The 23,057-nt window shown below is 61.1% G+C and carries 25 protein-coding genes and 1 pseudogene; 9 read left to right on the top strand and 17 right to left on the bottom strand.

Going from position 1 to position 23,057, the window contains the following annotated elements:
• The first annotated feature begins 25 nt into the window (after positions 1-25).
• Together ACZ5C7_RS12485 and ftsZ are read left to right on the top strand one after the other, a co-directional pair.
• Entirely contained in the window at positions 26-1,456 is a 1,431-nt protein-coding gene (locus ACZ5C7_RS12485; RefSeq protein ID WP_464376633.1) for a D-aminoacyl-tRNA deacylase, read from the top strand.
• Between the two features lie 156 nt (positions 1,457-1,612).
• Positions 1,613-2,758, top strand: coding sequence for a cell division protein FtsZ (gene ftsZ, locus ACZ5C7_RS12480; RefSeq protein WP_283834430.1), 1,146 nt, complete (start codon positions 1,613-1,615; stop codon positions 2,756-2,758).
• 98 nt (positions 2,759-2,856) lie between these two features.
• Here ftsZ and ACZ5C7_RS12475 read toward each other — a convergent pair whose 3' ends face one another.
• On the bottom strand, positions 2,857-3,063 hold the full coding sequence (locus tag ACZ5C7_RS12475) for a hypothetical protein (RefSeq protein ID WP_464376632.1): 207 nt from the start codon (positions 3,061-3,063) through the stop codon (positions 2,857-2,859).
• Positions 3,064-3,374: 311 nt separating this feature from the next.
• Between ACZ5C7_RS12475 and ACZ5C7_RS12470 the strand changes: the two genes are divergently transcribed.
• The 3 genes from ACZ5C7_RS12470 to ACZ5C7_RS12460 all read left to right on the top strand — a co-directional run bounded on the left by ACZ5C7_RS12470 (position 3,375) and on the right by ACZ5C7_RS12460 (position 5,287).
• Complete coding sequence (locus ACZ5C7_RS12470) at positions 3,375-3,965, top strand: 50S ribosomal protein L15e (RefSeq protein WP_464376631.1); 591 nt, start codon at positions 3,375-3,377, stop codon at positions 3,963-3,965.
• A 201-nt stretch (positions 3,966-4,166) separates the two neighbouring features.
• Complete coding sequence (locus tag ACZ5C7_RS12465; RefSeq protein WP_464376630.1) at positions 4,167-4,601, top strand: universal stress protein; 435 nt, start codon at positions 4,167-4,169, stop codon at positions 4,599-4,601.
• A gap of 257 nt (positions 4,602-4,858) precedes the next feature.
• Positions 4,859-5,287 (top strand): arsenate-mycothiol transferase ArsC, encoded by a 429-nt coding sequence (locus tag ACZ5C7_RS12460; protein WP_464376629.1) that lies wholly within the window; start codon positions 4,859-4,861, stop codon positions 5,285-5,287.
• A gap of 126 nt (positions 5,288-5,413) precedes the next feature.
• On the opposite strand, the gene glmS is transcribed toward ACZ5C7_RS12460, so the two are convergent.
• The 3 genes from glmS to thrS form a co-directional block, all read right to left on the bottom strand.
• A complete protein-coding gene (gene glmS / locus ACZ5C7_RS12455; protein WP_464376628.1) occupies positions 5,414-5,872 on the bottom strand; it encodes a methylaspartate mutase subunit S in 459 nt (152 codons plus the stop codon).
• 222 nt (positions 5,873-6,094) lie between these two features.
• Positions 6,095-6,811: a phosphoribosyltransferase family protein gene (locus ACZ5C7_RS12450; RefSeq protein WP_464376627.1), complete on the bottom strand. Its 717-nt coding sequence runs from the start codon at positions 6,809-6,811 to the stop codon at positions 6,095-6,097.
• 99 nt (positions 6,812-6,910) lie between these two features.
• The gene (thrS, locus tag ACZ5C7_RS12445; protein ID WP_464376626.1) at positions 6,911-8,866 is read right to left on the bottom strand and encodes a threonine--tRNA ligase; all 1,956 of its coding nucleotides are present in this window, start codon (positions 8,864-8,866) and stop codon (positions 6,911-6,913) included.
• A gap of 327 nt (positions 8,867-9,193) precedes the next feature.
• Here thrS and ACZ5C7_RS12440 point away from each other — a divergent pair, with 327 nt between their 5' ends.
• On the top strand, positions 9,194-9,487 hold the full coding sequence (locus ACZ5C7_RS12440; protein ID WP_464376625.1) for a DUF7322 domain-containing protein: 294 nt from the start codon (positions 9,194-9,196) through the stop codon (positions 9,485-9,487).
• 137 nt (positions 9,488-9,624) lie between these two features.
• On the opposite strand, the gene pyrE is transcribed toward ACZ5C7_RS12440, so the two are convergent.
• A complete protein-coding gene (gene pyrE / locus ACZ5C7_RS12435; protein WP_464376624.1) occupies positions 9,625-10,149 on the bottom strand; it encodes an orotate phosphoribosyltransferase in 525 nt (174 codons plus the stop codon).
• A gap of 130 nt (positions 10,150-10,279) precedes the next feature.
• Here pyrE and ACZ5C7_RS12430 point away from each other — a divergent pair, with 130 nt between their 5' ends.
• On the top strand, positions 10,280-11,251 hold the full coding sequence (locus ACZ5C7_RS12430) for an alpha/beta hydrolase (RefSeq protein WP_464376623.1): 972 nt from the start codon (positions 10,280-10,282) through the stop codon (positions 11,249-11,251).
• Positions 11,252-11,281: 30 nt separating this feature from the next.
• Here ACZ5C7_RS12430 and ACZ5C7_RS12425 read toward each other — a convergent pair whose 3' ends face one another.
• Entirely contained in the window at positions 11,282-11,716 is a 435-nt protein-coding gene (locus ACZ5C7_RS12425) for an ArsR family transcriptional regulator (RefSeq protein WP_464376622.1), read from the bottom strand.
• A gap of 181 nt (positions 11,717-11,897) precedes the next feature.
• On the opposite strand from ACZ5C7_RS12425, the gene ACZ5C7_RS12420 reads away from it, so the two are divergent.
• Positions 11,898-12,527 carry an aminopeptidase gene (locus ACZ5C7_RS12420; protein ID WP_464376621.1) on the top strand — a complete coding sequence of 210 codons (630 nt, stop codon included), beginning with the start codon at positions 11,898-11,900 and terminating at the stop codon, positions 12,525-12,527.
• Between the two features lie 57 nt (positions 12,528-12,584).
• Here ACZ5C7_RS12420 and ACZ5C7_RS12415 read toward each other — a convergent pair whose 3' ends face one another.
• From ACZ5C7_RS12415 to ACZ5C7_RS12405, 3 genes are all read right to left on the bottom strand, one after another.
• Positions 12,585-13,130: a CDP-2,3-bis-(O-geranylgeranyl)-sn-glycerol synthase gene (locus ACZ5C7_RS12415; protein ID WP_464376620.1), complete on the bottom strand. Its 546-nt coding sequence runs from the start codon at positions 13,128-13,130 to the stop codon at positions 12,585-12,587.
• 70 nt (positions 13,131-13,200) lie between these two features.
• A complete protein-coding gene (locus ACZ5C7_RS12410) occupies positions 13,201-13,407 on the bottom strand; it encodes a hypothetical protein (RefSeq protein ID WP_464376619.1) in 207 nt (68 codons plus the stop codon).
• A gap of 13 nt (positions 13,408-13,420) precedes the next feature.
• Entirely contained in the window at positions 13,421-13,768 is a 348-nt protein-coding gene (locus ACZ5C7_RS12405; RefSeq protein ID WP_464376618.1) for a hypothetical protein, read from the bottom strand.
• Positions 13,769-13,877: 109 nt separating this feature from the next.
• Here ACZ5C7_RS12405 and ACZ5C7_RS12400 point away from each other — a divergent pair.
• Positions 13,878-14,540, top strand: a pseudogene (locus ACZ5C7_RS12400) (DUF502 domain-containing protein); the annotation flags it as partial.
• Between the two features lie 299 nt (positions 14,541-14,839).
• On the opposite strand, the gene ACZ5C7_RS12395 reads toward ACZ5C7_RS12400, so the two are convergent.
• The 8 genes from ACZ5C7_RS12395 to glpK all read right to left on the bottom strand — a co-directional run bounded on the left by ACZ5C7_RS12395 (position 14,840) and on the right by glpK (position 22,791).
• On the bottom strand, positions 14,840-15,769 hold the full coding sequence (locus ACZ5C7_RS12395; RefSeq protein ID WP_464376617.1) for a branched-chain amino acid transaminase: 930 nt from the start codon (positions 15,767-15,769) through the stop codon (positions 14,840-14,842).
• A 132-nt stretch (positions 15,770-15,901) separates the two neighbouring features.
• A complete protein-coding gene (gene ribB, locus ACZ5C7_RS12390; RefSeq protein WP_464376616.1) occupies positions 15,902-16,597 on the bottom strand; it encodes a 3,4-dihydroxy-2-butanone-4-phosphate synthase in 696 nt (231 codons plus the stop codon).
• Positions 16,597-17,301, bottom strand: coding sequence for a DUF120 domain-containing protein (locus tag ACZ5C7_RS12385; RefSeq protein ID WP_464376615.1), 705 nt, complete (start codon positions 17,299-17,301; stop codon positions 16,597-16,599). Before ACZ5C7_RS12385 ends, ribB begins: the two co-directional genes overlap by 1 nt.
• A gap of 192 nt (positions 17,302-17,493) precedes the next feature.
• Entirely contained in the window at positions 17,494-18,471 is a 978-nt protein-coding gene (gene twy1 / locus ACZ5C7_RS12380) for a 4-demethylwyosine synthase TYW1 (RefSeq protein ID WP_464376614.1), read from the bottom strand.
• Between the two features lie 176 nt (positions 18,472-18,647).
• On the bottom strand, positions 18,648-18,974 hold the full coding sequence (locus tag ACZ5C7_RS12375) for a hypothetical protein (protein ID WP_464376613.1): 327 nt from the start codon (positions 18,972-18,974) through the stop codon (positions 18,648-18,650).
• 435 nt (positions 18,975-19,409) lie between these two features.
• Positions 19,410-20,090: an HAD-IIB family hydrolase gene (locus ACZ5C7_RS12370; protein ID WP_464376612.1), complete on the bottom strand. Its 681-nt coding sequence runs from the start codon at positions 20,088-20,090 to the stop codon at positions 19,410-19,412.
• A 92-nt stretch (positions 20,091-20,182) separates the two neighbouring features.
• On the bottom strand, positions 20,183-21,250 hold the full coding sequence (locus ACZ5C7_RS12365) for a DUF7973 family transport facilitator (protein ID WP_464376611.1): 1,068 nt from the start codon (positions 21,248-21,250) through the stop codon (positions 20,183-20,185).
• On the bottom strand, positions 21,247-22,791 hold the full coding sequence (glpK, locus tag ACZ5C7_RS12360; protein WP_464376610.1) for a glycerol kinase GlpK: 1,545 nt from the start codon (positions 22,789-22,791) through the stop codon (positions 21,247-21,249). The genes ACZ5C7_RS12365 and glpK overlap by 4 nt, the downstream gene beginning before the upstream one ends.
• Positions 22,792-23,057: the final 266 nt, after the last annotated feature.

The raw sequence follows: 23,057 nt of genomic DNA, 5'->3' as shown, positions 1-23,057 counted from the left end.
TCGACGATTTCGGACGATTCCGCCGATGGAGAAGTTGCACCACACGGGGACCGAAAGCGTCACGTATTCAATCGAGCCCGACCGATCACGTGCCGTGATCGCTATCGTCGAAAGCCGGGCCGACCGCGCGTCGACTCACATCTGCTCGTTTCTCCGCGAGGAGGGAGAGTGGGAGACCCTCGAGGACGACTCGCGGCCGGACGCCGACGGCGGCGGTACCTACTACCGTACCGAGGATTTCGAACTCCGTTCGTTCGAGGAGCGCCATCTGGATCTCGAGCAGCCCGTCGACGTCTTCGATTGCGACCCCGATCTGCTGGTGTTCGCCTCCAAACACGCCGGAGACACGGGTGCGTTGTTGACCGCACACTTCACCGGCAACTTCGGCCCCGCGGAGTACGGCGGCGAGGACCACGCGCTCGCAGAAACGTGTCCGAACGCCCACGCGTGGCTCCTCGAGGCGTTCGACGAACACGCACCCGAGAACTACGAGGTTGGAATGGAGTGTACACACCACGGTCCGACGGACGTCGGCTGTCCCTCGTTGTTCGCCGAGCTCGGCAGCGACGAACCGCAGTGGGATGATCCCGACGGAGCCCGAGCAGTCGCCCGCGCTATCCTCGAGCTGGGAGGTCGCAAAAATCGTGCCGTCGAACCACACCGCGAAAGACAGGTCGTGGGGTTCGGCGGCAATCACTATGTGCCGCGATACCAGCGCATCGTCGAGGAAACGTCGTGGGCGGTCGGCCACATCGCCTCGGAGTGGGCACTCGAGGCCATGGGCGCTCCCGAGGAACACCGCAACGTGATCGACGCCGCCTTCGAAACCAGCGGAGCCGAATTGGCCGTCATCGAAGGAACGTGGCCAGCGCTCGAGGTCGTCATCGAGGACCTCGGCTACGAAATCGTGAGTGAAACCTGGCTCCGAGAGGTCGGCGACCGGCCGCTCGAACTCGTCCGCGCAATCGAATCGGAACTTGGTGTCGTCGACGAGGGAACCAGATTCGGTGACGAACGAGTGAATCTCGAGGATAGCGGGGCGGCCGCTGAGGCGTTTTCAGCGGTTGGGCTTCCGACGGAATTACTCGACACCGCGGAAGGGATCGACCCCGATCGGGTCCGCGAGAGCGTGGAGGCGAACGCCATCGCGTTCACGACCGAGAACGGGGGCAGTCGAGTCGGATCGACCGCGGCGTTTCCCTCGGAGACGGTTCCGCCGTCGCTGATCGAAGCGCTCGCGGACGTCTTAGCGGAGAAGTACGAACGGGTTCGACTCGAGGGCGACGCCGTCGTCGCCGAGGAACGAGCGTTCGATCCGGCCCTCGCAGCCGAAGCGGGCGTCCCCGAGGGACCGAAGTTCGGCGCGCTCGCGAACGGGTCCACTGTCACCGTCGACGGAAAAGCTATCAATCCTGAAGACGTTCGGACTGATCGGATACGTCGGTTTCCAGTGTAAATCGATTACTACGACGGTAAGATCATCTTACAGCGCGACTGAGACGGGATTTTCGGGATCAGCGATCCGAGACGTAATAGGGTATTACCGTGTCAGACAGTCGTCTGACGTGTAGGGGAAAGGTAATTATGCTCCATCGTTAAGTCAAGGGCAAGGATGGACTCTATAATCGACGATGCCATCGACGAGGCCGAGGAGGGGGAGCCTGAGCACCTCCCCGACGAGGCCGAAGCGGTCGACGGCAATACTTCGGGGACGATGACCGACGACGAACTACTCGACGTACTCGACGATCTCCAGACTGATATCACAGTCGTCGGCTGTGGCGGTGCCGGCGGAAACACCGTCAACCGGATGGGGGAAGAGGGAATTCACGGCGCGAAGCTGGTCGCCGCGAACACGGATGTCCAGCATCTCGTCGAAATCGAAGCCGACACGAAGATCCTGATGGGCGAGCAAAAGACCGGCGGCCGCGGGGCAGGCTCACTCCCGCAGGTCGGCGAGGAGGCCGCCCTCGAGAGCCAACAGGATATCTACGACGCGATCGACGGCTCCGATATGGTGTTCGTCACGGCGGGACTCGGCGGCGGCACGGGGACCGGCTCAGCCCCCGTTGTCGCGAAAGCGGCCCGCGAATCCGGCGCGCTCACGATTTCGATCGTCACGACTCCGTTTACGGCCGAAGGCGAGGTTCGGCGAACGAACGCCGAAGCGGGCCTCGAGCGACTTCGAGACGTTTCCGATACGGTCATCGTCGTTCCGAACGACCGCCTGCTCGATTCGGTCGGCAAACTGCCGGTCAAACAGGCGTTCAAGGTCAGCGACGAGGTCCTGATGCGCTCGGTCAAGGGCATCACGGAACTCATCACGAAACCCGGTCTCGTCAACCTGGACTTCGCCGACGTTCGCACCGTGATGGAACGGGGCGGCGTCGCGATGATCGGACTCGGCGAATCCGACTCCGAAGCCAAGGCCGAAGACTCGGTCAAGACCGCCCTCCGCTCGCCGCTTCTCGACGTCGACATTTCGGGCGCCAGCTCCGCGCTCGTTAACGTCACCGGTGGCAACGACATGTCCATCGAAGAGGCGGAAGGTGTCGTCGAGGAGATCTACGACCGGATCGATCCCGACGCGCGCATCATTTGGGGGACCTCGATCGACGAGAGCCTCGAGGGCAGCATGCGAACCATGATCGTCGTGACCGGCGTCGAATCGCCACAGATCTACGGACAACCCAACGGCGAATCCGTCCAGCCACAGGGTGCGAGTGCAGAAGAAGAAGATATCGACTTCGTCGACTGATTCTTCGAAATCGGATTCGGTTTACAGCGTGCATCCAGAACCGAGTAACGTAGTTGCGGCTTCGTCGTTTCGGTCTCGAGCCGATATGAACCGGTCGCTTAATCGTCGGCCGGATCGGCTTCGGCTCGGCCGTGATATTCCTCGAGTCGACGGGTATATTCGGCTTTCATCACGTGAAACGTGAGCAGAACTGGAAATAACAATAGGGGCCACATCCACGCCGCCAGCACGAGGACGAGCAGGGAGAACTGCACGGCAAAGAGCATGAGGAGGATGTCTTTTTGCCGCTCGGGTTCAGTCGTCATTGCATCTTGTTTTTCACAGACATGTATATGTACTTTGGTGTCTCTGGGGAGCGTAGAGCGGCTCGAAGCGCGGAATGAAAGTTCGAACTACGGATTCACCTCCCGGACGGGCTGGTGCGTGTGCCTCGAGCCCACGACTCGAGGCGTGGCGCTTCGAAGCTCTTATACTCGCAAGTTGGATAGTTGCAAGTGACTCGCTGGTCCGCGGGCGACAGCGGGCACCTGTTCGACGAACGTCACAGGTCGGGATGTGGAACACACGAGGTCCTCTCGCTGGGTTCTGAACCAGGAAACGCCCGCAGATACAGACAATGGCACGAAGCTTTTACTCCCACATCAAGGAGGCATGGAAAAGTCCGGGCGACGGAAAGCTCGGCGAACTGCAGTGGCAGCGAAAACAGGACTGGCGCGACCAGGGCGCAATCGAGCGCATCGATCGCCCGACGCGACTGGACAAGGCGCGCGAACTCGGCTACAAGGCCAAACAGGGGATCATCGTCACGCGCGTCTCAGTCCGCAAAGGAACCGCTCGGAAGCAGCGACACAAAGCCGGTCGCCGAACGAAACGACAGGGTGTCAACCGGATCGGTCGACGCAAGAACATCCAGCGCATGGGTGAAGAACGCGTCTCCCGGAAGTACCCCAACATGCGGGTGCTCAACAGCTACTGGGTCGGGGAAGACGGCAGCCAGAAGTGGTTCGAAGTGATCCTCGTCGATCCGAACCACCCCGCCATCGAGAACGACGACGACCTCGGCTGGATCTGCAACGACAACCACACCAACCGTGCGTTCCGTGGCCTCACCAACGCGGGTAAATCGAACCGCGGACTTCACACCCGTGGTAAGGGCGCAGAGAACGTTCGACCGTCGAACAACGGCGGTAGCACCGACGCGAAGTAAGCCGTCGATTTACGTTTTCTCGATTTCGACACGTCGTCTCGAGAGAGTTCTGTCTCTCGAGTGCCCGACACCACCCAACGGCCGCAGCGGTTTCACTCGAGCCGTATCTCGATGCCACGCAAGATACATAGAGACACCGAGAAAGACAACTAGCCGGGAATCGGGCAGACACTTATTTTGTTCCCGACCGTATTTTCGCGTATGAGCAAACGGATTGTCGTTCCAGTTGACAACTCGGATCGCTCGACGGACGCACTCGAGTTCGCCGTCGCAGAGTTCCCCGACGCCGATATTACGGCGCTGCACGTCCTCGATCCGGGGGACTTCTACGCGGCGACCGGCATGGAAGGCGGCGCGATGGCCAACTACGACCAGATCCAACAGCACCACGAGAATCAGGCCGACCAGATCTTAGAAAACGCGACCGAACTCGCCGCCGAACGCGGCGTCGAGATCGACACGGACCGCGTCATCGGCGGTATCTCACGCTCCATCGTCGACTACGTCGAGGAACACGAGGCCGATCAGATCATCGTCGGCAGCCACGGCCGAACCGGTGCGAGTCGGATCCTCCTCGGAAGCGTCGCCGAGACGGTCGCCCGCCGATCGCCCGTTCCGGTAACGATCGTCAGGTAACCGCAGAGCAGATCCAACCGCAGAGCAGAATCGCCCCATCATCGGACAACGGACCGGCCGGCCGAAAGGTTCGACGGCTGCACGGACGTTTCGGCGACACCGGATACCTCGTCAACCACTAATATCTGAGGAACTATCGAAAAAATAACCGTTCGCGCGATCTCGTTCGATCCGTCGCGATCGACGTCAAGACGACTACGTTTCACACAGTAGGACTCATACGAACGATTACGGTGGTCGACTCCCTGCGGTCGACCATGTCCGCAGATCCAGTTCGAATCGGATTCGTCTGCGTCCAGAACGCCGGTCGAAGTCAGATGGCGACCGCGTACGCGGAACGCGAGCGCGAGCGACGGAATCTCGAGGACGACATCGAGATCCGATCCGGCGGAACCCACCCGGCCGACTCCGTTCACGATATCGTTCTCGAGGCGATGAGTGAGGATAGTATCGACCTTACGGATCGTAAACCCCGGGAAATCTCCGAGGCGGAACTCGAATCGTGTGCGTACGTCGCGACCATGGGCTGTTCGACCCTCGAGATCGACGCCGAGACGGACGTTCGCGACTGGGATTTGACGGACCCTCACGGACGAGAGCTCGAGGCGGTCCACGAGATTCGCGACGAGGTTCGAGGACGGGTCGAAGGGTTGTTCGACGAACTCGAGGAAGCCGAGCTGAGCTAGCGTAATACCCGACGCCTGATCGATGACGGAGAGTGATCGAGGAGCGTGACGGAAGCCGGCGAAAACGTAACCGCGTCGGAGACGAGCGAATCTCCTTTTCGTGTCTTAACCCGGTGCGTTAGGACACTACACTGAAACGGTCTGCGTCCCTTCACGCTCGGATTCGGACTCCGGCGGCCGAATATCCAAATCCGCTCGGAGCGCTTCGATTGCATCCTCCGGGTCCGTCTCGGAGTTGAAGACGCGATCGAAGCCCATTGCGCGGAACTTCTCTTCGGTTTCCTCGAAGTCGTTCTGACCGACCGAGAGGTTGCCGCCGATGTAGGTCGTCACGTCCTCGAGGTCCGCGTCCGCGACCCGTTCGTGGAATCCCTGACAGTCCTGTTCGGCGTGGCCGTAAAGCGAGGAGACGAGTACAGCTTCGGCGTCGTGATCCGTCGCGGCGTCGACGAACTCCTGCTGGGAGCTCTGGACGCCGAGGTTGACGACGTCGAATCCGGCCGCGTTCAGCGCCTGCTCGAGGATCGTAATGCCGACGACGTGTGCGTCGGAGCCGATCACGCCGAGGATAACTGTCTTCGTCATTGTCGTACTTCGATGGTCAGCGGGGACGCACATAAACCTAATGATTCATCATGTCATATACTCACGTACGGCGTATTTCGGAGATCAGAGGTCATTTCTCAGAGAATATACTGAAAGTTCATACTGATTCTTGGGGTACAACACCGTTCGGCCTAAACGGTTGTGAATGTTAAATTCCAGCGGATCGACTTGAGCGGGCGCTCCGCTGCCGTTCGGCCACGCTCAGGCCTGAACGGTTGTGAGTGCGTCGACGACCGAATCGGTCCGTCCGCGGGCGCGTTCGATACCGTCGTTGCCGGCCGCGATCAGTGCAAAGACGCCGGCGACGTTCGCGTCCGCCGTTTCGACGATATCGAGGAGGAGTTCCTGCGTCTCTCCCGAGCGGATAAGATCGTCGACGACGAGGACGGATTCCCCCTCGCCGATCGATGATTCGGGCAGGTAGTAAGTGATCTCGATTCCCGAATCGAGCCGCTCGCGAGCCTCGATGAACTCCTCGACGGCCGTCTCCTTTCGTTTCTTCGCGTACGCACACCGCGTTCCGTAGTAGCTCGCGAGCGATGCCGCGAGCGTGATGCCGTCAGTTGCGGCCGTGAGGACGACATCCGGTCGATCGAAGCCGAAGCTGTCCGCGACGACGGGGGCCGCGAGGTTCAAAAACGGCTGATCGAAGACGACGCCGGAGTTATCGACGTATCCTTCGCCGTCGACCTGGATCCGCGCCTCGAGCTCCTCGGCGAGGGCCTCCTTGCCGAGGTCCTCGACGACCGCTCGAGCGCGGTCGGTTCCCGGAAGCACGTGCCCGTTGACGTACCGGTTGAGATCGCCCGCCGGAAGGCCGGTCTTGGCCTCGAGTTCGTCGTAGGTGCGGGTTTCCTTGAGCATGCACAACACGTCGACGGCGCGCAACTGGAGGGCTGCTTTCTCAGCTCTGTTCATATAGATATGCACGATCCCACAACCATGGATATTTCGAAAGAGCCGAACGGGAGAATCAGCACGAAGATGTGAGGAGTGGCTGTGTTCGGTTCCAGCAGCTTACTCCTCGAGGAAGTCGGGTTCCGGTCGTTTCTCGTCGCGCTCGGTCTCGAGGTGCGCTCGGAACGCGTCGATTTCGACGTCGTACTTCTGGTCCTCGAATCGGTCTCGCACCGAAATCGTGCCGTCGTCTTCCTCGTTGTCGCCGACGATGATCTGGTAGGGCACGCGGTCGTCGTGGGACGCGCGAATCTTCCGCTCGAGGGTCGAATCTCGGTCGTCGACCTCGACGCGGAACGCCTCGAACTCGTTGGCGACGCGGTGGGCGTAACCGAGGTTCGAATCCGAAATCGGGAGCACGCGGATCTGTTCCGGCGCGAGCCAGAACGGGAAGTTCCCCTCGTAGTGCTCGATGAGCATCATGAAGAACCGTTCGTAAGAGCCGTAGAGTGCGCGGTGGATCATGACCGGGCGGTGCTCTTCGTTGTCCTCGCCGACGTAGGAGAGGTCGAAGCGCTCGGGCATGTTGAAGTCGAGTTGGACCGTCGGCCCGTCCCAGTTGCGGCCGATGGCATCCTCGAACGCGAAGTCGATCTTCGGTCCGTAGAACGCCCCGTCGCCCTCCTCGACGTCGTACTCGAGGTTTCGCTTCTCGAGCACCGATCGAAGCTGAGATTCGGCCTTCTCCCAGATCTCGTCGCTCCCGACGCTCTTCTCGGGTCGCGTCGCGAGCGCCATCTCGAACTCTAAGTCGAACGTCTCGAGGACGTCCGTGATCATGTTGATGATCGTCTCGACCTCGTGTTCGATCCCCTGGGGCTTGACGAACAGGTGGCCGTCGTCGATGGTAAAGGCCCAGACGCGGGAGAGCCCGGAGAGTTCGCCCCGCTGTTCCTTCCGGTACACCTTCCCGTTTTCCGCGTACCGAACCGGCATGTCCCGATAACTCCAGGAGTGATCCTGGAAAATCGCGGCGTGGCCGGGACAGTTCATCGGCTTCAAACCGAACTCGTCGTCGCCGACGTCGAAGATGAACATGTCGTCCTCGTAGTTCTCGTAGTGACCCGAGCGGTGCCAGAGGTCCGTCTTGAACACGTGAGGCGTCTCGACGTAGTCGTAGCCCGCGTCCTCGTTCAGCTCCTCGACGAAGGACTCGAGTTCCCGGAGGACCGTCTTTCCCGGCGGGTGATACAGCGGGAGACCGGGACCCGTAACGTCCTGGATCGAGAACAGATCCATTTCGTTGCCGATCTTGCGGTGGTCTCGCTCCTCGGCTTCCTCGAGGCGATTGAGGTAGTCCTCGAGGTCCGACTGGTCTTCGAAGGCCGTGCCGTAGATGCGCGTTTGCATCGTGTTGTCCTCGTCGCCGCGCCAGTACGCGCCGGCGATCTCGAGGAGTTTTACGGCTCCGATTTCACCGGTCGACTCGACGTGGGGGCCGGCACAGAGGTCCTCCCACTCGCCCTGGCTGTAGAAGGTTACTTGCTCGCCCTCGGCGGCGAGTTCGGAGAGGAGTTCGAGTTTGTACGGCTCGTCGGCGAGTCGTTGCTCGGCGTCCTCGATCGAGACCTCCTCGCGTTCGATCTCGTAGTCCTCTTCGATGATCTCCTCTATCTCCGCCTCGATCGCTTCCAGATCCGATTCGTCGATATCGAGGTCGTCGAAGTCGTAGTAGAAGCCGTCGTCCGTCGGCGGCCCGATCGCGAGTTTCGGGTCGTCGTAGAGACGTTCGACCGCCTGTGCGAGGCAATGAGCCGCCGAGTGGCGCATGACTCGCAGGGATTCGTCCGATCCCTCCGTGATGATCTCGAGTGCCGCGCCGTCGTAGGCGGGTGCTTCTTTCGCGACGAGGTCGCCGTCGAGTTTCCCGGCGACGGTATCCCGTCCGAGTCCGGGACCGATCTCGTAGGCGCAGTCTTCGACCGTTGCGCCGGCGTCGACCTCGAGCTCCGAGCCGTCCGGGAGGACGACGACGATCTGTTCCTGTGATTCCGCTTGTGAGTCTGGTTCTGACATGGCTGTGGCTGTGTCTTATGAGTAAGTGGTGGGACTCCGTCGAGAAGTCCGGTGGTGTCGCGCACGCGCCGTTCGTCGAACGACCGAATTCGAGACGACGAACGGTAGGTGAGTGTTAAAAGCGGGCGAACGGCCCTGTAAAACGGACACCTACCATCGTGATTACGCGTAGTCTCGAGTAGGTTAAAAGCGTTGTGATGGTGAAGCGGCGAACGGGCCCTCGAAAGCTCCGGAGAGCGGTTACGACGGTGGCCGTCGACGGATACCTCGTTGTTACGAGCCAGCGTAGGCTGAACTGTTTTCAGGGCTCGGACACTCCGTTCACCCATGGTGTTCGATCCGTTCCCGTTCGAGGAGGACGACGAGGATTCGTTTCCGCTCGGGGACGAGTCGTCGTCTGACGACGCCGCGTTCGAGGAGGACATTCAGAACATTCCTCGGGAGCGGCTGATGACGTTCGTCTATATTTTGGTGCTCGTCCAGGCTGGCCTACTGGCGGGAAGTCTCGGGTTGATGCTTTTGGCAATCCAAGGGCAGGTGCTCGTCGGCGGCGGGCTCGCCGTCGTCGGCGTCCTCGCGTTCGCGCTCGCGGTGTACCGGTATTACAGCCATAAAGAATAAACTGGGGAGCCGAGGAGTGAATCCAGCTTTCTGGTGTTGAGCGGTTTGTTCCCGTCGATCACGGGGCGATACCACGTGTGTCGAGACCCCAACACGATTATCGGGCTTCCAACGCGATCAGCGGGATTCCAACGCAATCATCGAGACTCCAGCAACTCGCTCGCGGTCACGAGCGATTCCATCTCCACGCCCGCCCCTTCGACGTTCTCCCGACCTCCTTCCTCGCGGTCGACGACGACGAGCGCCCGTTCGACCGTCGCTCCCGCCTCCCGGAGCGCCTCGACGGCGTCGACGAGACTCGTTCCAGTCGTGACGATATCCTCGACGACGACTACTTCCTCCCCCTCCTCGAGTCGGCCCTCGACCAGATTCGCGGTTCCGTAGTCCTTTCGTTGCTTGCGCGCGATGACGTAGGGAACGCCCCCGGCAACGCTGGTCGCAGCGGCCAGTGGCACGCCTCCGAGCGCGACGCCGCCGAGTTTGTCGTCCTCATCGAGTCGGTCCGCGAAGGCCTCGGCGATGGCCTCGAGACAGTCGGGATCGGTTTCGAAGAGGTACTTGTCGACGTAGTACTCGCTGGTTCCGCCGTGGGAAAGTTCGAACTCGCCGAACCGAACTGCATCGGCCGCGCTGAGCGACTCGATGAGGTCCTGATTGGTCATGCTCGAAGCAGTGACCCGAGGCGAAATAAGCGGTGTGGAACGCGCCCGCTTTTGTCGTCGATTCGACGACCAGAACGACCGTACTTCCGGCGGACGTAGTTTTTTATCTCGGAGCCAAGTATGTCGAACAATGACACCGTCCCGCGCCGACGAGCCCCATCCCGACGTCCAGGCGTTTCTCGAGGTCTACGAATCGATCGACGCGCCGGACTTTAGCGATCTCTCGCCGAAGGCTGCTCGAGGGCTCTTCGAGGACATGATCGATCGCGGCGACTCGCCGATCGAACTCGCGTCGATCGAGAACCGCAGTATCGACGGCCCCGGCGGCGACCTCCCGATCAGAATCTACGAGCCGAGCGACGAGCCCGAATCCGATCGGCCGCTGCTCCTGTACTTCCACGGTGGCGGGTGGGTCATCGGCAGCATCGACACCCACGACGGAACCTGTCGAAAGCTCGCCGCGGAATCCGGTTATCCCGTCGTCAGCGTCGATTACCGACTCGCGCCGGAACACCCGTTCCCCGCCGGACTGCGGGACTGTTACGCCGCCCTCGAGTGGGCCGCAGACGCCGCTCCCGACCTCGAGGCAGACTCGTCACGAATCGTTCTCGCGGGCGACAGCGCCGGCGGAAACCTCGCCGCGGGAACGGCGCTGCTCGCACGCGATCAGAACGGCCCTGACGTTGCCGCGCAACTGCTCGTCTACCCCGCGACGGGAGACATCACCGAGACGGATTCCTACGAGGAAAACGGCGACGGCTACTTCCTGACCGCAGACGAGATGACGTGGTTCGAGGACCACTACTTCGAGAACGAAATTCAACGGGGGAACGTCTACGCCGCCCCGCGGCTCGCGGCCGATCTCTCGGGGCTCCCGCCGGCGACGATCCTCACCGCCGGGTTCGATCCACTTCGCGACGACGGCGCGGCATACGCCGATCGGCTCGAGGGAGCGGGCGTTCCCGTCACCTACCACAACTACGACGACATGATCCACGGCTTCTTCGGAATGATCCAGGAGCCGACGAACTTCGAGCGGGCACACGAAGCCTACGACGACGCGATCGCGGATCTCCGCTCGAGAGTGGAGACGAACGAGTAAAACCGGTGAAACGAACGCGAATAGAGTGGGCTACGGGTTCGGACGCGGCATCTCCTGCAGTTCTTCGATCTCCCCCGTCTTTTCGACGCGATCGTACTGTCGTCGCCACGGGTCCCGCGGGAACAACCCGTTCTCGTCGAACAGCTCCCGTGCGTCGTCCGTGATTCGGTAGAACTTGTAGGGAAACCCTCGAGTTCGTTCCCCCGCTTCGATCTCGAGTACTTCGACGACGCCGACGCTCTGAAGGGTTTTCAGGTGATTTCTGATGGCGTCTTTCTCGAGGCTCGGATTCATGTAATCGAGTTCGTCGACGCTCGGAGCGCCCTTCGGGTGGCCGATCACGTCGGCGATGAGATTCGCGCGGCTTTTGTCCGTGGCCTTCTGGAGCGCCTTCCACGTGTTGAACTCCGTCCCCGGTCCTACGTTCCCGCCACCGCCGTTGGGCTGCGTCGTTTGCGGGTGCATACCGACTACTACTGGTTCATCCGGCATAAACACTTGGTTGCTGAGACCGACTGTTTGTCAAGTATTTCTCGAGTAATTCGAGAATGGTTCTCGGGAGGCGCTCAATCGGTTCCTAAATACTAACCCAGGTGGTAACCCAACTGATCGGAACATTGATTTATTCTTCGTTCGTTGTCGGCGTATGTCGAACCCTGATGACGCTCCGCCGACGGACCCCGACGACGGGTATATCGACGGCGTTGAACCCGGTGAGTTAGCCGAGGCGGGCGGAAACACGCTTTCTCCGACACCGGCCCAGCACGAACGGCTCAAAAACCGCCTCCACGGGGAACGGTTTGCGGACATCAGACGCGCCGACCGGCGGTATCTAGTGATCGGACGCGGTGGCGACGACGGCCCGGGAAAACGGCGACGGACAGTCTGTGACCTACTCGAGGAGCGCCGGTCGGCGACCGCGTTCCGACTCGAGGATTTCGGCTTCACCGGCGAGGAACTGGAACTGTGGGCCCCGGCGTTCGATATCCTCTCTGGAATGGCGACCCACGTCGTCGGCGTCCTCGAGGATTACGACGGCGGACACGTCTGGGAGCTCGGATACCTATACCACCAGCAGTCTCGCATCCGGGACGTTCTCTGGTTGCTAAAGCGCGTCTACGAAACGGAATCGAAACGACGCGAACAGTACGATAACGGCATGGCCGCGTCCCATCTCGCCGCACTCGAGGAGGCCGCCAGTGATCGCGTTATTCCGTGGTCGGCCCCTGAAGACCTTCCGGATGCAGTGAGGGAGATTCCCGCGACGCCCGAATAACCCCGACAACCAGTGTCGAAAAGAGGACTCAGACGATATCCGATCGTTCGCTCGAGGCTACCAGGGTTCGTTCTTCAGTTCCAGTTTGTACGCGATCATGTTCGTCGTCACGTGAAGCACCGGCGTGAGGACGACGACGACGAGAATAACGCCCAGAGTGAACCAGTCGAAGAACCACTCGGGTGCGAGCAACGCCGTCAGCGGTAGCGAGACGACGACAAAATCGAGCTGGTCGACGCCGGGGAACATCGCCCCGCGCTGGCGTCCCGTCCGCCGTTTCGCGAACGAGGCGAGGATGTCGCCGAGCATCGCACCGCCGGCGAGTCCGAGCGCGGCGAGCGGGGTGAACTCCGGTAGGTCGAACCCGACCGCACTGCTAACATCGGACGCAAAGAACGTTAGAATCCCCGCAAGTGCGATCCCAGCGATCACGCCGGCGGCCGTCCCGCGCCAGGATTTGCCGTCCCCCAGAACGCGTTTGTCACCCCAGGTTCGGCCGCCGTCGATCGGCCGTCCGCCGCCGGCTAACACGGCAACGTTGTTCGGAACGTAAGCGGGCAACATGACCCAGAACGCGATAGCAACTGTCTCGAGTATACCCATATTTCCCGGAAGGAACCAGCGTGTCTTAACCGCTGGTGATTCGTCTCGAGACACGACGCTCACTTCGACGTTAATCTCCGCCGTCCATTCCGTGAAGTTCGCGACGGATCGAGGCCGCGGAAATGCCGACGATCCCGCCGACGAGTGCGCCCGCGACGAACGTGTCCCACCCGCCCACCGCAGCGACACCCAGCCCGAACACGAGCGGCGGGGCGAGCGCGAGCAAAACGAGTTCGATCGCGACGATCGTGGGATTCTTGGGTTCTGACTTCCCCATATTCGGGCATCCCTCAGCTCCCGTCGCCGTATCGCTCGTGGAGCCGGGTGCTCACGTGGTCGGGCAACGGACTCGAGTCCCGTCCCATCTTGCGGTGCATCCAATACTGAACGACGGTGGGTAACGCAGAAAGGATGACGATCGGCGTGAACACCCCCGCGTCCAGACTCCGCCCGCTGAGCAGCCACAACAGACATGCCGCGCCCGCGAGGCCGACGAGTCCCATTGTGAGGGAGTACAGAACGAAGAGACGCGGTGCCTCAGCGAGATCTGCAGCATCGTACAACCGCGTCTCGTACACGCCGACGATACCGGCGAGGAGAAAAAGACACGAAATGATCGCGACGAGTGCGCTGTACATACGAGACGTATGTCTGTTCGATAACATAAGCGTTGGCTCCGCGCACCCTCGATTCCCGCTCGGTCGGCAAAGGGAAGGGCTCTTAATCCCCTAGTGTGAGCTTCACTACATGGCTTCGTGGAAACGGGACTTCGCGAGCGGGCTCATCGTTCTCGGCCCGATCCTCGTCACGCTCTATGTCATCTATTGGATTTACGGTCTTATCGCCGGGCTCGTTCCCGGACTGATTCTCGAGCCGTCCGCCCTCGAGCCGTTGATTCCGGGCGACAGCGCGGAGGCCGTACAGACCCGCGAACAGCTCGCCCAGTTGCTTCGCGTCCTCGTCGTGTTGACCGTCTTTACGATCTTGACGTTCTCGGTCGGTTATCTCATGCGAACCACCGTCGGCGGACTGTTCGAACGAATCGTCGACGATATCGCGAACCGCGTCCCGGTGATGCGGGTCGTCTACAACGCCTCGAAGATGGCCGCAGAAACTGCCTTCGGCGAACAAGAATCGCTCCAGAAACCGGTCAAACTCGAGACGTGGGACGGGCTTCGGATGACGGCATTCAAGACCGGAAAGGAGACCGACGACGGTCGCATCGTGCTCTTTTTGCCGACCTCTCCGAACATCACGACTGGCTTCGTCATCGAAGTCGAGCCGGACCGCTTGACGGAACTCGACGAAGACGTCGAAGACGCGCTCACTCGAGTGCTGAGCGCCGGGTTCGGTGACGCCGAGAAAGATCGTAGTATCGACGCAGGCGTCCCCATCGACGTCGTCGACGAACGAATGTCGGAAGTCAAAAAATCGGTCAACGAGCAGACGTCGGAAGTCAAGGAAACCGTGAGCGAACAAACCTCGGAGGTCAAAGAGACCGTCAGTGAACAGGCTTCGGAGGTCAAGGGAACTGTCAGTGAACAGACCTCGGAGGTTAAAGATGCTGTTACTGACGATCAAACAGAATCCGGAGATAGCGACGGCTCGCCACAATCTAGTGAGTAGTCAGAGCAGTAAATAGCCAGATCAGTGCTAATTATTGCCGTCGAGCGTTCCCGATATCTGATACGTAGACTGGCGATAGACGACTAGATGTAGTCGAACCACTCGTCGTACTCGTCGGTCCGGCGCTCGACAACTTCGAAGAATTTGGCCTGCAGTTCCTCCGTCACGGGGCCTCGAGAGCCGCTTCCGATAACGACGTTATCGACTTTCCGAATCGGGGTCACTTCCGCGGCGGAGCCGGTAAAGAACAGTTCGTCCGCCGTGTTGAGCTCCCCTCGAGAGATCGAGACGTTGTCGTGGACGGTGTAGCCGAGATCTTCGGCGAGCGTGATAACCGTATCGCGCGTGATGCCGTCGAGAATCGATTCCGAAAGCCCCGGCGTGAAGATCTCGCCGTCACGAACCATAAAGAGGTTCTCGCCCGGCCCCTCGGCGACGGCCCCTTCCTTGTTGAGGACGATCGCTTCGGCGTAGCCGTTACGGCGGGCTTCCTCGCCGGCGAGCATGCTGTTGACGTACAGCCCCGTCGTCTTCGCGTTCGTCGGAATCTGGCTCGAGGCGTGTTTTCGCCACGAGGATATCATCACTTCGATGCCGTTTTCGAGGGCGTCTTCGCCGAGGTACGCTCCCCACGGCCAGACGGCGACCGCGGTTCTGGTCGGGCAGTCTTCGGGACTCACGCCCAGTGAATTGTACCCGTAGAACGCGATCGGGCGGATGTAACACGAGGGAAGCTCCTGGCGCTGGATGAGTTCGACAGTCGCTTCGGTAAGTTCCTCGCGCGTGTGATCGATCTCCATCTCGTAGGGTTTACACGACTGATAGAGCCGCTCTAAGTGTTCGTCCCAGCGGAAAATTGCAGGCCCTTCCTCGGTGTCATAACAGCGTGCTCCCTCGAAGACGCCACTGCCGTAGTGAAGGCCGTGTGTCAGCACGTGAATCTGTGCGTCGTCCCAGTCGACAAACTCGCCGTCCATCCAGATCGTGTCGACGTCCATCTCGTCGAATCCCATATGCAGGGAGACGGAACCCTCCGTAATGAACGTTCGCGGTTTCGGTCGGTGGCGACTCGTCAGCGGGTTTCAAAACCGGCAAGCAGATTCGGAGGAAAATCAGGATCGATCGATAAGCTGGGCAGTGACGAACTAGGTTAATCGTTCGAGAACGTCCCGGCCCTCGAGATACGCGAAGCCGTAGCGGTCGGCGTACGCACGGGCGTCAGCGGGTGTCAGTTCCGCACCCGTCTCGTCGTCGAGCATCTCACAGACGACGACCGCCGGCGGCAACTCGGCGGCATCTGCGAGCGCCAGACCGAGTTCGGTGTGGCCTTCCCGTTGCTCGAGGAGGTCGGGAGCGCCTTTGAGGAGGTGAACGTGACCGGGAATGCGAAATTCTTCGGCGAAGTCGAGCGTCGCGGGGTCGGCGGCGGCCTCGCCGAGCGCCTGGATCGTCCTCGAGCGGTCGTCGTCCGTAATTCCCGTGTAGGTATCTCGATGGTTGACGGTAAAGGAGAACGAGGCTCGTTCGTCGTAGCCGAGTTCGTGATCGGCCGCCGCGGGGTGATCGACTTCCTCGGTGTAAAACGGCAGGTCGAACGTCTCGGCGACGTCGTGAGAGAGGGCGACGCAGACGAGTCCGCCAGCGTCGTTTCGCATCCGGGCGACGGCATCCGGAGTCACGGCGTCGGCGTGATAGATCAGATCCGTCTCGCCTTCCCGATCCGCCGCGTCGTGAACGAGAACCGGCTCTCCCGACCGGAGCGACTCGAGTGCACGCCGGAACTCGCTTTCGCCGGTCGTCGCTTCTCGAGCATCCGTTCCCGATCCCGTTTCCGTCCGCATCAGTGATCACCCACGTACACGGTCACGTGATCGTCGTCCTCGAGGCCGAGTTCCTCGCGGAGCTTGTCGGGTGCGATGACTTCGAGCTGGTCGTCGTCGTGGTGCGTTCGTTCCGGCGCGATCGTGTGAGCGTTCTCGTAGGTGTCGCCGTCGGCCGTCTCGACCGTTGCCGGATAGCAGACCGCCGGGCCGTAGGTTCGCTCGTCGTCCTCCCAGCCGTCGATCGGAACCGGCTCGAGCGAAGACATCGCGCTTCGGCGGCGAACGCTGTCTTCGCGAAGATCGACGTTGAGCGTCCCCGGGAACGGATCGTACCCGAGTCGGTCTTCGAACTGACGCTTGTATCCCGGCAGCGAGATGTAGTGGCGACCTTCCCCCATCCCGCCGGTGATAGTTCCCTCGAGTTCGATCTCCGCACCCGTCTCGAAGACGCGACGATACTCTTCGTACTCCGCACGGAGCATCCCTTCGCCGTCGTCGGTGATCTCCACCCACTGGCCGTCGCTCACCGTTTCACGTTCGAGGAGCCCGCCGCTCTCGAGTCGTTGCAGCCGTCGCGAGGCAGTCTGATTCGACGCGCCGAGCCGATCGGCAAGTGCAGAACAGGAGATTTTCACGTCGCCGGAGAGCCCACCTTCGAGGGCAAGAAGCTTGAGCACGGCGAGTTCGTCGTGCCCGACGGCGGACTCGGTTGTCAGTGACATACCAGCGGCTTCGATTGGGCGACGTATAAGCATACCGGATGTGGAACGCATCTCAAAACTGTGATGGATTTTGTTGGCGTTTATCCGCAGTACCAGATGCTTGGACACTGCGGGCAAAAAGTCACCGATGCGAGAACGGTCCGCCCGAGCGGGGATCGGCTCACTCGTAGCGAATCGGTCGGTACCAGCTGATTAGTCGCCGACGACCGGGTCGTCCGCCCAGAACTCGCTATCTTTCTTCAGCTTTGGCACCCAGGTGTCCTTCGTCTTCGAGAGCAACGCGACGTTCGAGGCGGGAACGTCTTTGCACTCCGTAAACTCCGGCATGTACGTTTTGACCTCCTCGGCGAACTCGACGACGTCCTCGTGGTCGGGCATCGACGAGCGATCGAGTCGGCCTCGAGAGTGGCCGACGTGCATGTAGGATTTGAGTTCGATAAAGTCCGGATCCGCTCGCTGATAGTACGCCGCGTAGAGATCCGGACTGTGCATGTTCTCGCCGTTGATCAGCGTCGTCCGGAGCACCGTTCGAGTCTCGTCTTTCTCGGCGAGAACGTCCATCGTCTCGAGGAGCTTCTCCCAGGCGTCCTCTTCCATCGCCTTGACGACCTGATCGAAGGTGTGGCGCTCGGGGGCGTCGACGCTGATGTACAACTGCGTCGGGTCGCATTCCCGGATGACCTCCGGACGGGTGCCGTTCGAGACCAGGAACGTGGTGATATCCCGCTCGTGGAACTCCTCTATGAGTTCCGCCAGGTAGGGATACAACGACGGTTCGCCGTCGAGGGAAATCGCGACGTGGCGCGGTTCCATCGCCTGCTCGAACACGTCGTCGGGGACCTTTTCGTTACCGCCAAAGCCCGAAAGGAGCTTCTTCTGGAGGGAAATCGACGCGTCGACGACGGCCTCGGGGTCGTCCCACTCGACGCCGTCGAGTTCGTAGGCGTGGCCCGCGTGGTCGCGCCAGCAAAAGACACAACGTTCGTTACAGCGGACGACGGGCGTCATCTGGATACACCGGTGGGACTCGATACCGTAGTAGATGTTCTTGTAACACTTGCCCTCCCCGCGCAGGGCGTTCGCGGTCCAACCACACGTCTGGGCGGCCGTGTGGTTCTCGCTGTGGTAGTCGGGGTCGGAGACCTGCAAGGTCTCGTCTGAATCGCTCATAGACGAGCATCGCAGTGGCGAGACAAAAGACGTGTGGTGACAGCGCGGGGATGTGAGGTGGTTGTCACTCGAGGGGAGTGGGGTGAAAGACCCGAGAAACGGCCGTCGTTTCCGGGCTGGAAAATACGATTGTCGCCGAACGCATCCACCTTGCCAATCAATAGCCTATTGCTGTCTTATGGCATGAGACTGCGGTGTTTCGCCTCGTGCCAGACGTCTCGAGCGAACACGGTCGCTTTGGTAACCGATCCAGTCACTGGCGAGGTGTCGCCGGGCGAGCGATACGTCGCGATTAACGACCACATGATCGTCGTCGCGGCCGCGCCCATCGCCGAGAACGTCATCCCGAGCGTGGAGAAGGTAAACGCGTACGCGAGACCGACGAGCATCGACGGCAGGCTCGTTCCCAGCGGGACACGAGCGCTTACGTCACGCAACGTTGGCGCGAGGAAAACGATCGAAAGTGAGCTTCCGAGCATGAACACGAAGTCTTGCCACATCATCGAATCAACGTACTGGATGGCGCGTAAATATAGCCTTTGATTCAGAAGGTGTTCGTTGTAAATATATTCAATGAATATTGACTGTTTCGGCCGGAGAGCGCTTGCTAACGCCTGCATCCGCCGAATCCCACACGGTTATCAATGGGTCGTTGTCCCATCCTGCACATGGAACTACTACGCTCTCTCGAGCACTCATCGCGCGCTCGAGCGGGGCCGTTCACTCGCGCGACGAACACGTCATCGCGGCTCGAACCGTTCGCATATTCAACTATTCGTCGCTGTTTCGATCGTTCCAACGAGTCAATCTCGGAGTGATCGCGTTCAATAACGTATTACTCGAGTGTTCGGCGTCTCTTTCGACGTCATTACGTCGGCTTCGAAAATCAATCTGACCGAGAAGCAGTCGGGCTCGGAATCAGTCGTGCAAAAAGCGGTTTACGCGGACCGAATCCGCTCGAGCACCTCCAACGTTCCATCCGCGTGGGCTTCCTCGAGCACTTCGTCTGCGGCTGCTCGAGCGGCGTCGTCGGCGTTGGCCACGGCGAACGATTTGTCGACGACCTCGAACGTCGAGACGTCGTTTTCGGAGTCGCCGATGGCGACAGCTTGCTCGAAATCGAAATTCGTGCGTTCGGCGATGGTTCGAACGCCGTCGCCTTTGTTCGGCGCTGAATCTTTGACGTGGTAGGCGTAGCCGGTGTCGACGACCTCGAGTCCGTACTCGCCGGCGATCTCTCGGAGGGGATCGACCGGCTGATCGTGCTGGACCGCGATTTCGGTTTCCCGCCAGCGATTGACGGTGTCCTCGGGACCCCAGCCGAGATCGTAGCCCGCAGCTTGGTATTCCGCGGCCACAGCTTCCGCGGCCTCGCGGTCGGCGGTGAAGAAGACGTCGTCGCCGGTGTAGACCACGCCGCCGTTTTCGGCGACGACCAGTTCCGGAATGCCGGCGAAGTGACAGAGTGCAACGGGGTAGGGGAACGCCTTCCCGGTTGCGATGACGACGGGAGCCTCCCACTCGAGAAGCGGGTCGAAAATCCGGGGGTCGATTCCCCAGCCTTCGGGACGGGTCAGCGTGCCATCGATGTCGAGGACGAGCGGCGGGTCGCGTTTCATACCCGTCAAAAGGAGTGTGGCACATATAGTAGCTCACGATAGCACGATTCCGGTCACCCTCGAAGCAAGAACGTTCGAAAATTAGAAGGGTTCTAGAACGTCGGGACCCACGACGCGTCGGGGAAGACCCCCGCGAAGTACAGAACCGCGACCAGCAGCGTCCCGAAGACGATCGCGGCCGCTGGCGGGTCGACGTGGGTGTCGCCGTGAGCGAAGAAGACGCGCTGGAAGAGTTCGCCGAACAGCGCACAGAGCACGCCGAAGATCAGCGCGACGATCAGCGCACCCGATTGGCCGAGCCCGGCGATAACCGCGTCTCCGCTGGCCATCACGGCGAGTGCAGCCGTTCCGGCGGGTAGCGTGATGTGATGGGTTACCGGCACCTTCTCGATTCCGAGGTTGAGGAACAAAAGCGACGCCGCGCTGATCCCGAACGCCAGGAACGGGCTCTGACTTGCGATGGCGATCCACCCACCGAGGATGCCGGCGAACGCACCGATGGTCGCGACGTGGCCCCACTGGTACTGGTGTGGGAGCCACGGTTCGACGGCGAACCGTCCGGGCTCCGTGGCCGTTTTCGCGGCGCCGTTGGCTGGTTCATCTGCGGCGATGACTTCTCCGCCGTCCGTGGCCGTTCGTCGCTCTCCGCGCTCGAACGGGCTCATATCGAGGATATTGCTCCCGCGAACAGTTCCGATGATGCTGTAGCCCAGGATCAATCGGTGGAAGATCGCCGAGAGCACGACACCCATCGCGATGGGATCGTAGGGTAGCGCGAGCGTGTCAGAGGCCACCTGTAACCACCAGCCGAGCAAGCCGAATGCGGCACCGACGACGAGCACGTCAGGCTTCGTTCCGAGCGCCTGAGAGATGTTTTTCGCCTGATGATAATCGCTCGGGAAGCCGTCCATGTAGCCCCGTCTCGCGGCGTAGGCCGTCGCCGCCACGCCGCCGGCGAAACTGACCGCCGGAGAGAACGCAGGTCCGAAGGCGATCTGGTCGGTGATCATCCCGTCGCCGCCAGCGAGCGCGGACGCCTCGCCGGCGATCACCATGAAGCCGGTGAAGACGAACGCCGGAAGCGGACCGAACGCCGCGCCGAACGCACCGCCACCGAGGGCGGCGATCATGTTCGCGAGATCGAACAGCGCGTCGATCATTCATCCACACCGTCCGTCGCCCAATCGAGCGACCGGTCAACAGCGTCGGACCATCGGCTGTACATGTCGTCGGCGTCCTCGGCGTCCATCTCTGGTTCGAACTGCCTATCGATTTGCCAGTTGTCCCGAAGGCCCTCGACGTCGCTCCAGTAGCCGACGGCGAGCCCGGCCGCGTAAGCCGATCCGAGCGCCGTCGTCTCGTCGACGACCGGTCGCGAAATCTCCGAGCCGATGATATCCGACTGGAGCTGACAGAGGTAGTTGTTCTTCACCGCGCCGCCGTCGACTTTCAACGAGGTCATTTCGATCCCCGAATCGGCCTCCATCGCCTCCGCGACGTCTCTGGTCTGGTAGGCGATCGACTCGAGGGTCGCCCGGACGATGTGTTCCTTTCGCGTTCCGCGGGTCATTCCGAGGATGGTTCCACGCGCGCGCTGATCCCAGTGAGGCGCGCCCAGTCCCGTGAACGCGGGCACGACGTAGACGCCGTCAGTGGAGTCGACGCTCCGTGCGAGTTCGGCGGTTTCAGAGGGATCGTCGATCAGGGAGATGTCCTCGAGCCACTCAATCGCCGCGCCGGTGATAAAGATCGACCCCTCGAGCGCGTACTGGACGGGTTCGCCCGAGCGCTGGAAGCCGATCGTCGTGAGCAGCCCGTGGTCGCTCTCGACCGCTTCGCTACCGGTGTTCATCAGGAAGAACGAGCCCGTGCCGTAGGTGTTCTTCGCTTCGCCCGCCTCGAAACACGTCTGGCCGAAGAGGGCGGCCTGCTGGTCGCCGAGCGCGCCGGCGACCGGAATCTCCGCCTCGAGGAATCCGTCGGGATCCGTCGTTCCGTACGTCTCGTCGTCGCTCGAGGGCCGGACCTCGGGCAACATCTCGCGTGGCACGTCGAACTCCGCGAGGAGGTCATCGTCCCACTCGAGGTCGTGAATGTTGTACAGCATCGTGCGCGAGGCGTTCGTGACCTCGGTCACGTGATTCCCGGTGAGGTTGTAAATGAGCCAGCTATCGATCGTTCCGAACAGCACTTCGCCGTTTTCGGCCCGGTCGCGGATGTCTTCCGGCCGGCTTCGCTCGAGTTTGATCGGATCCGCGTTCTCGAGGAGCCACTCGGCTTTCGTCGCGGAGAAGTAGGCGTCTGCCTCGAGACCGGTTTTCGTGCGGATTTCCTCGACCATGCCGTCTTCCTCGAGTTGCTCGACACGATCCGTGGTTCGGCGGTCCTGCCAGACGATGGCGTTGTGAACCGGTTTGCCGGAGTCGGCGTTCCAGAGGACCGTCGTCTCTCGCTGGTTCGTCACGCCGATGGCCTCGAGTTGCTCCGGACTGATCCCCGCTTGGCCGAGTGCCGTGGTAATGACGCTCTTGGTCGTTTCCCAGATTTCCATCGGGTCGTGTTCGACCCAGCCGGGTTCCGGATAGATCTGTTCGTGTTTCTCGTATGCGTTCGTAACGACCTGTCCGCCGTGGTCAAAGACGATAAACCGTGTCCCGGTCGTCCCCTGATCGACTGCGCCGACGTATGTTGAGTCTGTCACTTGTTGTCACCCTGAATCGGCACGCGATTTGTTTACTGCCGATCGCGTGTTACTGGTAAACAATATCTACGATCGTGATAAATGTTTCCGTACATACTGTTCGTTCGGTAGTCGACAACGGATTTACACACCTGCTAAACCCCGTTAATGGGCTATAAGCCGATTTTATTCGGAGGATAGTTCTCGCGGTATCGATCCAGGCGTGTTTCGACTTCGAAAGCTATCGCGAATCTATCGCACCTACGAAGTTCGTTATGGGCGGTACC

The sequence above is a fragment of the Halostagnicola alkaliphila genome (genome assembly GCF_055379965.1).
Note: the sequence above shows the minus strand (reverse complement) of the source record. Positions and strands in the feature narration are given on the sequence as shown.

Coding starts and splice junctions, on each gene's coding strand:
- ACZ5C7_RS12425 (WP_464376622.1), bottom strand. CDS start 11,716: ATGCACCCGCAAACGACGCAGCCCAACGGCGGTGGCGGGAACGTAGGA.
- ACZ5C7_RS12460 (WP_464376629.1), top strand. CDS start 4,859: ATGTCCGCAGATCCAGTTCGAATCGGATTCGTCTGCGTCCAGAACGCC.
- glmS (WP_464376628.1), bottom strand. CDS start 5,872: ATGACGAAGACAGTTATCCTCGGCGTGATCGGCTCCGACGCACACGTC.
- ACZ5C7_RS12450 (WP_464376627.1), bottom strand. CDS start 6,811: ATGAACAGAGCTGAGAAAGCAGCCCTCCAGTTGCGCGCCGTCGACGTG.
- ACZ5C7_RS12485 (WP_464376633.1), top strand. CDS start 26: ATGGAGAAGTTGCACCACACGGGGACCGAAAGCGTCACGTATTCAATC.
- pyrE (WP_464376624.1), bottom strand. CDS start 10,149: ATGACCAATCAGGACCTCATCGAGTCGCTCAGCGCGGCCGATGCAGTT.
- ACZ5C7_RS12385 (WP_464376615.1), bottom strand. CDS start 17,301: ATGTCACTGACAACCGAGTCCGCCGTCGGGCACGACGAACTCGCCGTG.
- ribB (WP_464376616.1), bottom strand. CDS start 16,597: ATGCGGACGGAAACGGGATCGGGAACGGATGCTCGAGAAGCGACGACC.
- thrS (WP_464376626.1), bottom strand. CDS start 8,866: ATGTCAGAACCAGACTCACAAGCGGAATCACAGGAACAGATCGTCGTC.
- ACZ5C7_RS12375 (WP_464376613.1), bottom strand. CDS start 18,974: ATGATGTGGCAAGACTTCGTGTTCATGCTCGGAAGCTCACTTTCGATC.
- ACZ5C7_RS12410 (WP_464376619.1), bottom strand. CDS start 13,407: ATGGGGAAGTCAGAACCCAAGAATCCCACGATCGTCGCGATCGAACTC.
- ftsZ (WP_283834430.1), top strand. CDS start 1,613: ATGGACTCTATAATCGACGATGCCATCGACGAGGCCGAGGAGGGGGAG.
- ACZ5C7_RS12395 (WP_464376617.1), bottom strand. CDS start 15,769: ATGGGATTCGACGAGATGGACGTCGACACGATCTGGATGGACGGCGAG.
- ACZ5C7_RS12470 (WP_464376631.1), top strand. CDS start 3,375: ATGGCACGAAGCTTTTACTCCCACATCAAGGAGGCATGGAAAAGTCCG.
- ACZ5C7_RS12475 (WP_464376632.1), bottom strand. CDS start 3,063: ATGACGACTGAACCCGAGCGGCAAAAAGACATCCTCCTCATGCTCTTT.
- ACZ5C7_RS12440 (WP_464376625.1), top strand. CDS start 9,194: ATGGTGTTCGATCCGTTCCCGTTCGAGGAGGACGACGAGGATTCGTTT.
- ACZ5C7_RS12430 (WP_464376623.1), top strand. CDS start 10,280: ATGACACCGTCCCGCGCCGACGAGCCCCATCCCGACGTCCAGGCGTTT.
- ACZ5C7_RS12465 (WP_464376630.1), top strand. CDS start 4,167: ATGAGCAAACGGATTGTCGTTCCAGTTGACAACTCGGATCGCTCGACG.
- ACZ5C7_RS12365 (WP_464376611.1), bottom strand. CDS start 21,250: ATGATCGACGCGCTGTTCGATCTCGCGAACATGATCGCCGCCCTCGGT.
- ACZ5C7_RS12420 (WP_464376621.1), top strand. CDS start 11,898: ATGTCGAACCCTGATGACGCTCCGCCGACGGACCCCGACGACGGGTAT.
- ACZ5C7_RS12370 (WP_464376612.1), bottom strand. CDS start 20,090: ATGAAACGCGACCCGCCGCTCGTCCTCGACATCGATGGCACGCTGACC.
- twy1 (WP_464376614.1), bottom strand. CDS start 18,471: ATGAGCGATTCAGACGAGACCTTGCAGGTCTCCGACCCCGACTACCAC.
- ACZ5C7_RS12415 (WP_464376620.1), bottom strand. CDS start 13,130: ATGGGTATACTCGAGACAGTTGCTATCGCGTTCTGGGTCATGTTGCCC.
- ACZ5C7_RS12405 (WP_464376618.1), bottom strand. CDS start 13,768: ATGTACAGCGCACTCGTCGCGATCATTTCGTGTCTTTTTCTCCTCGCC.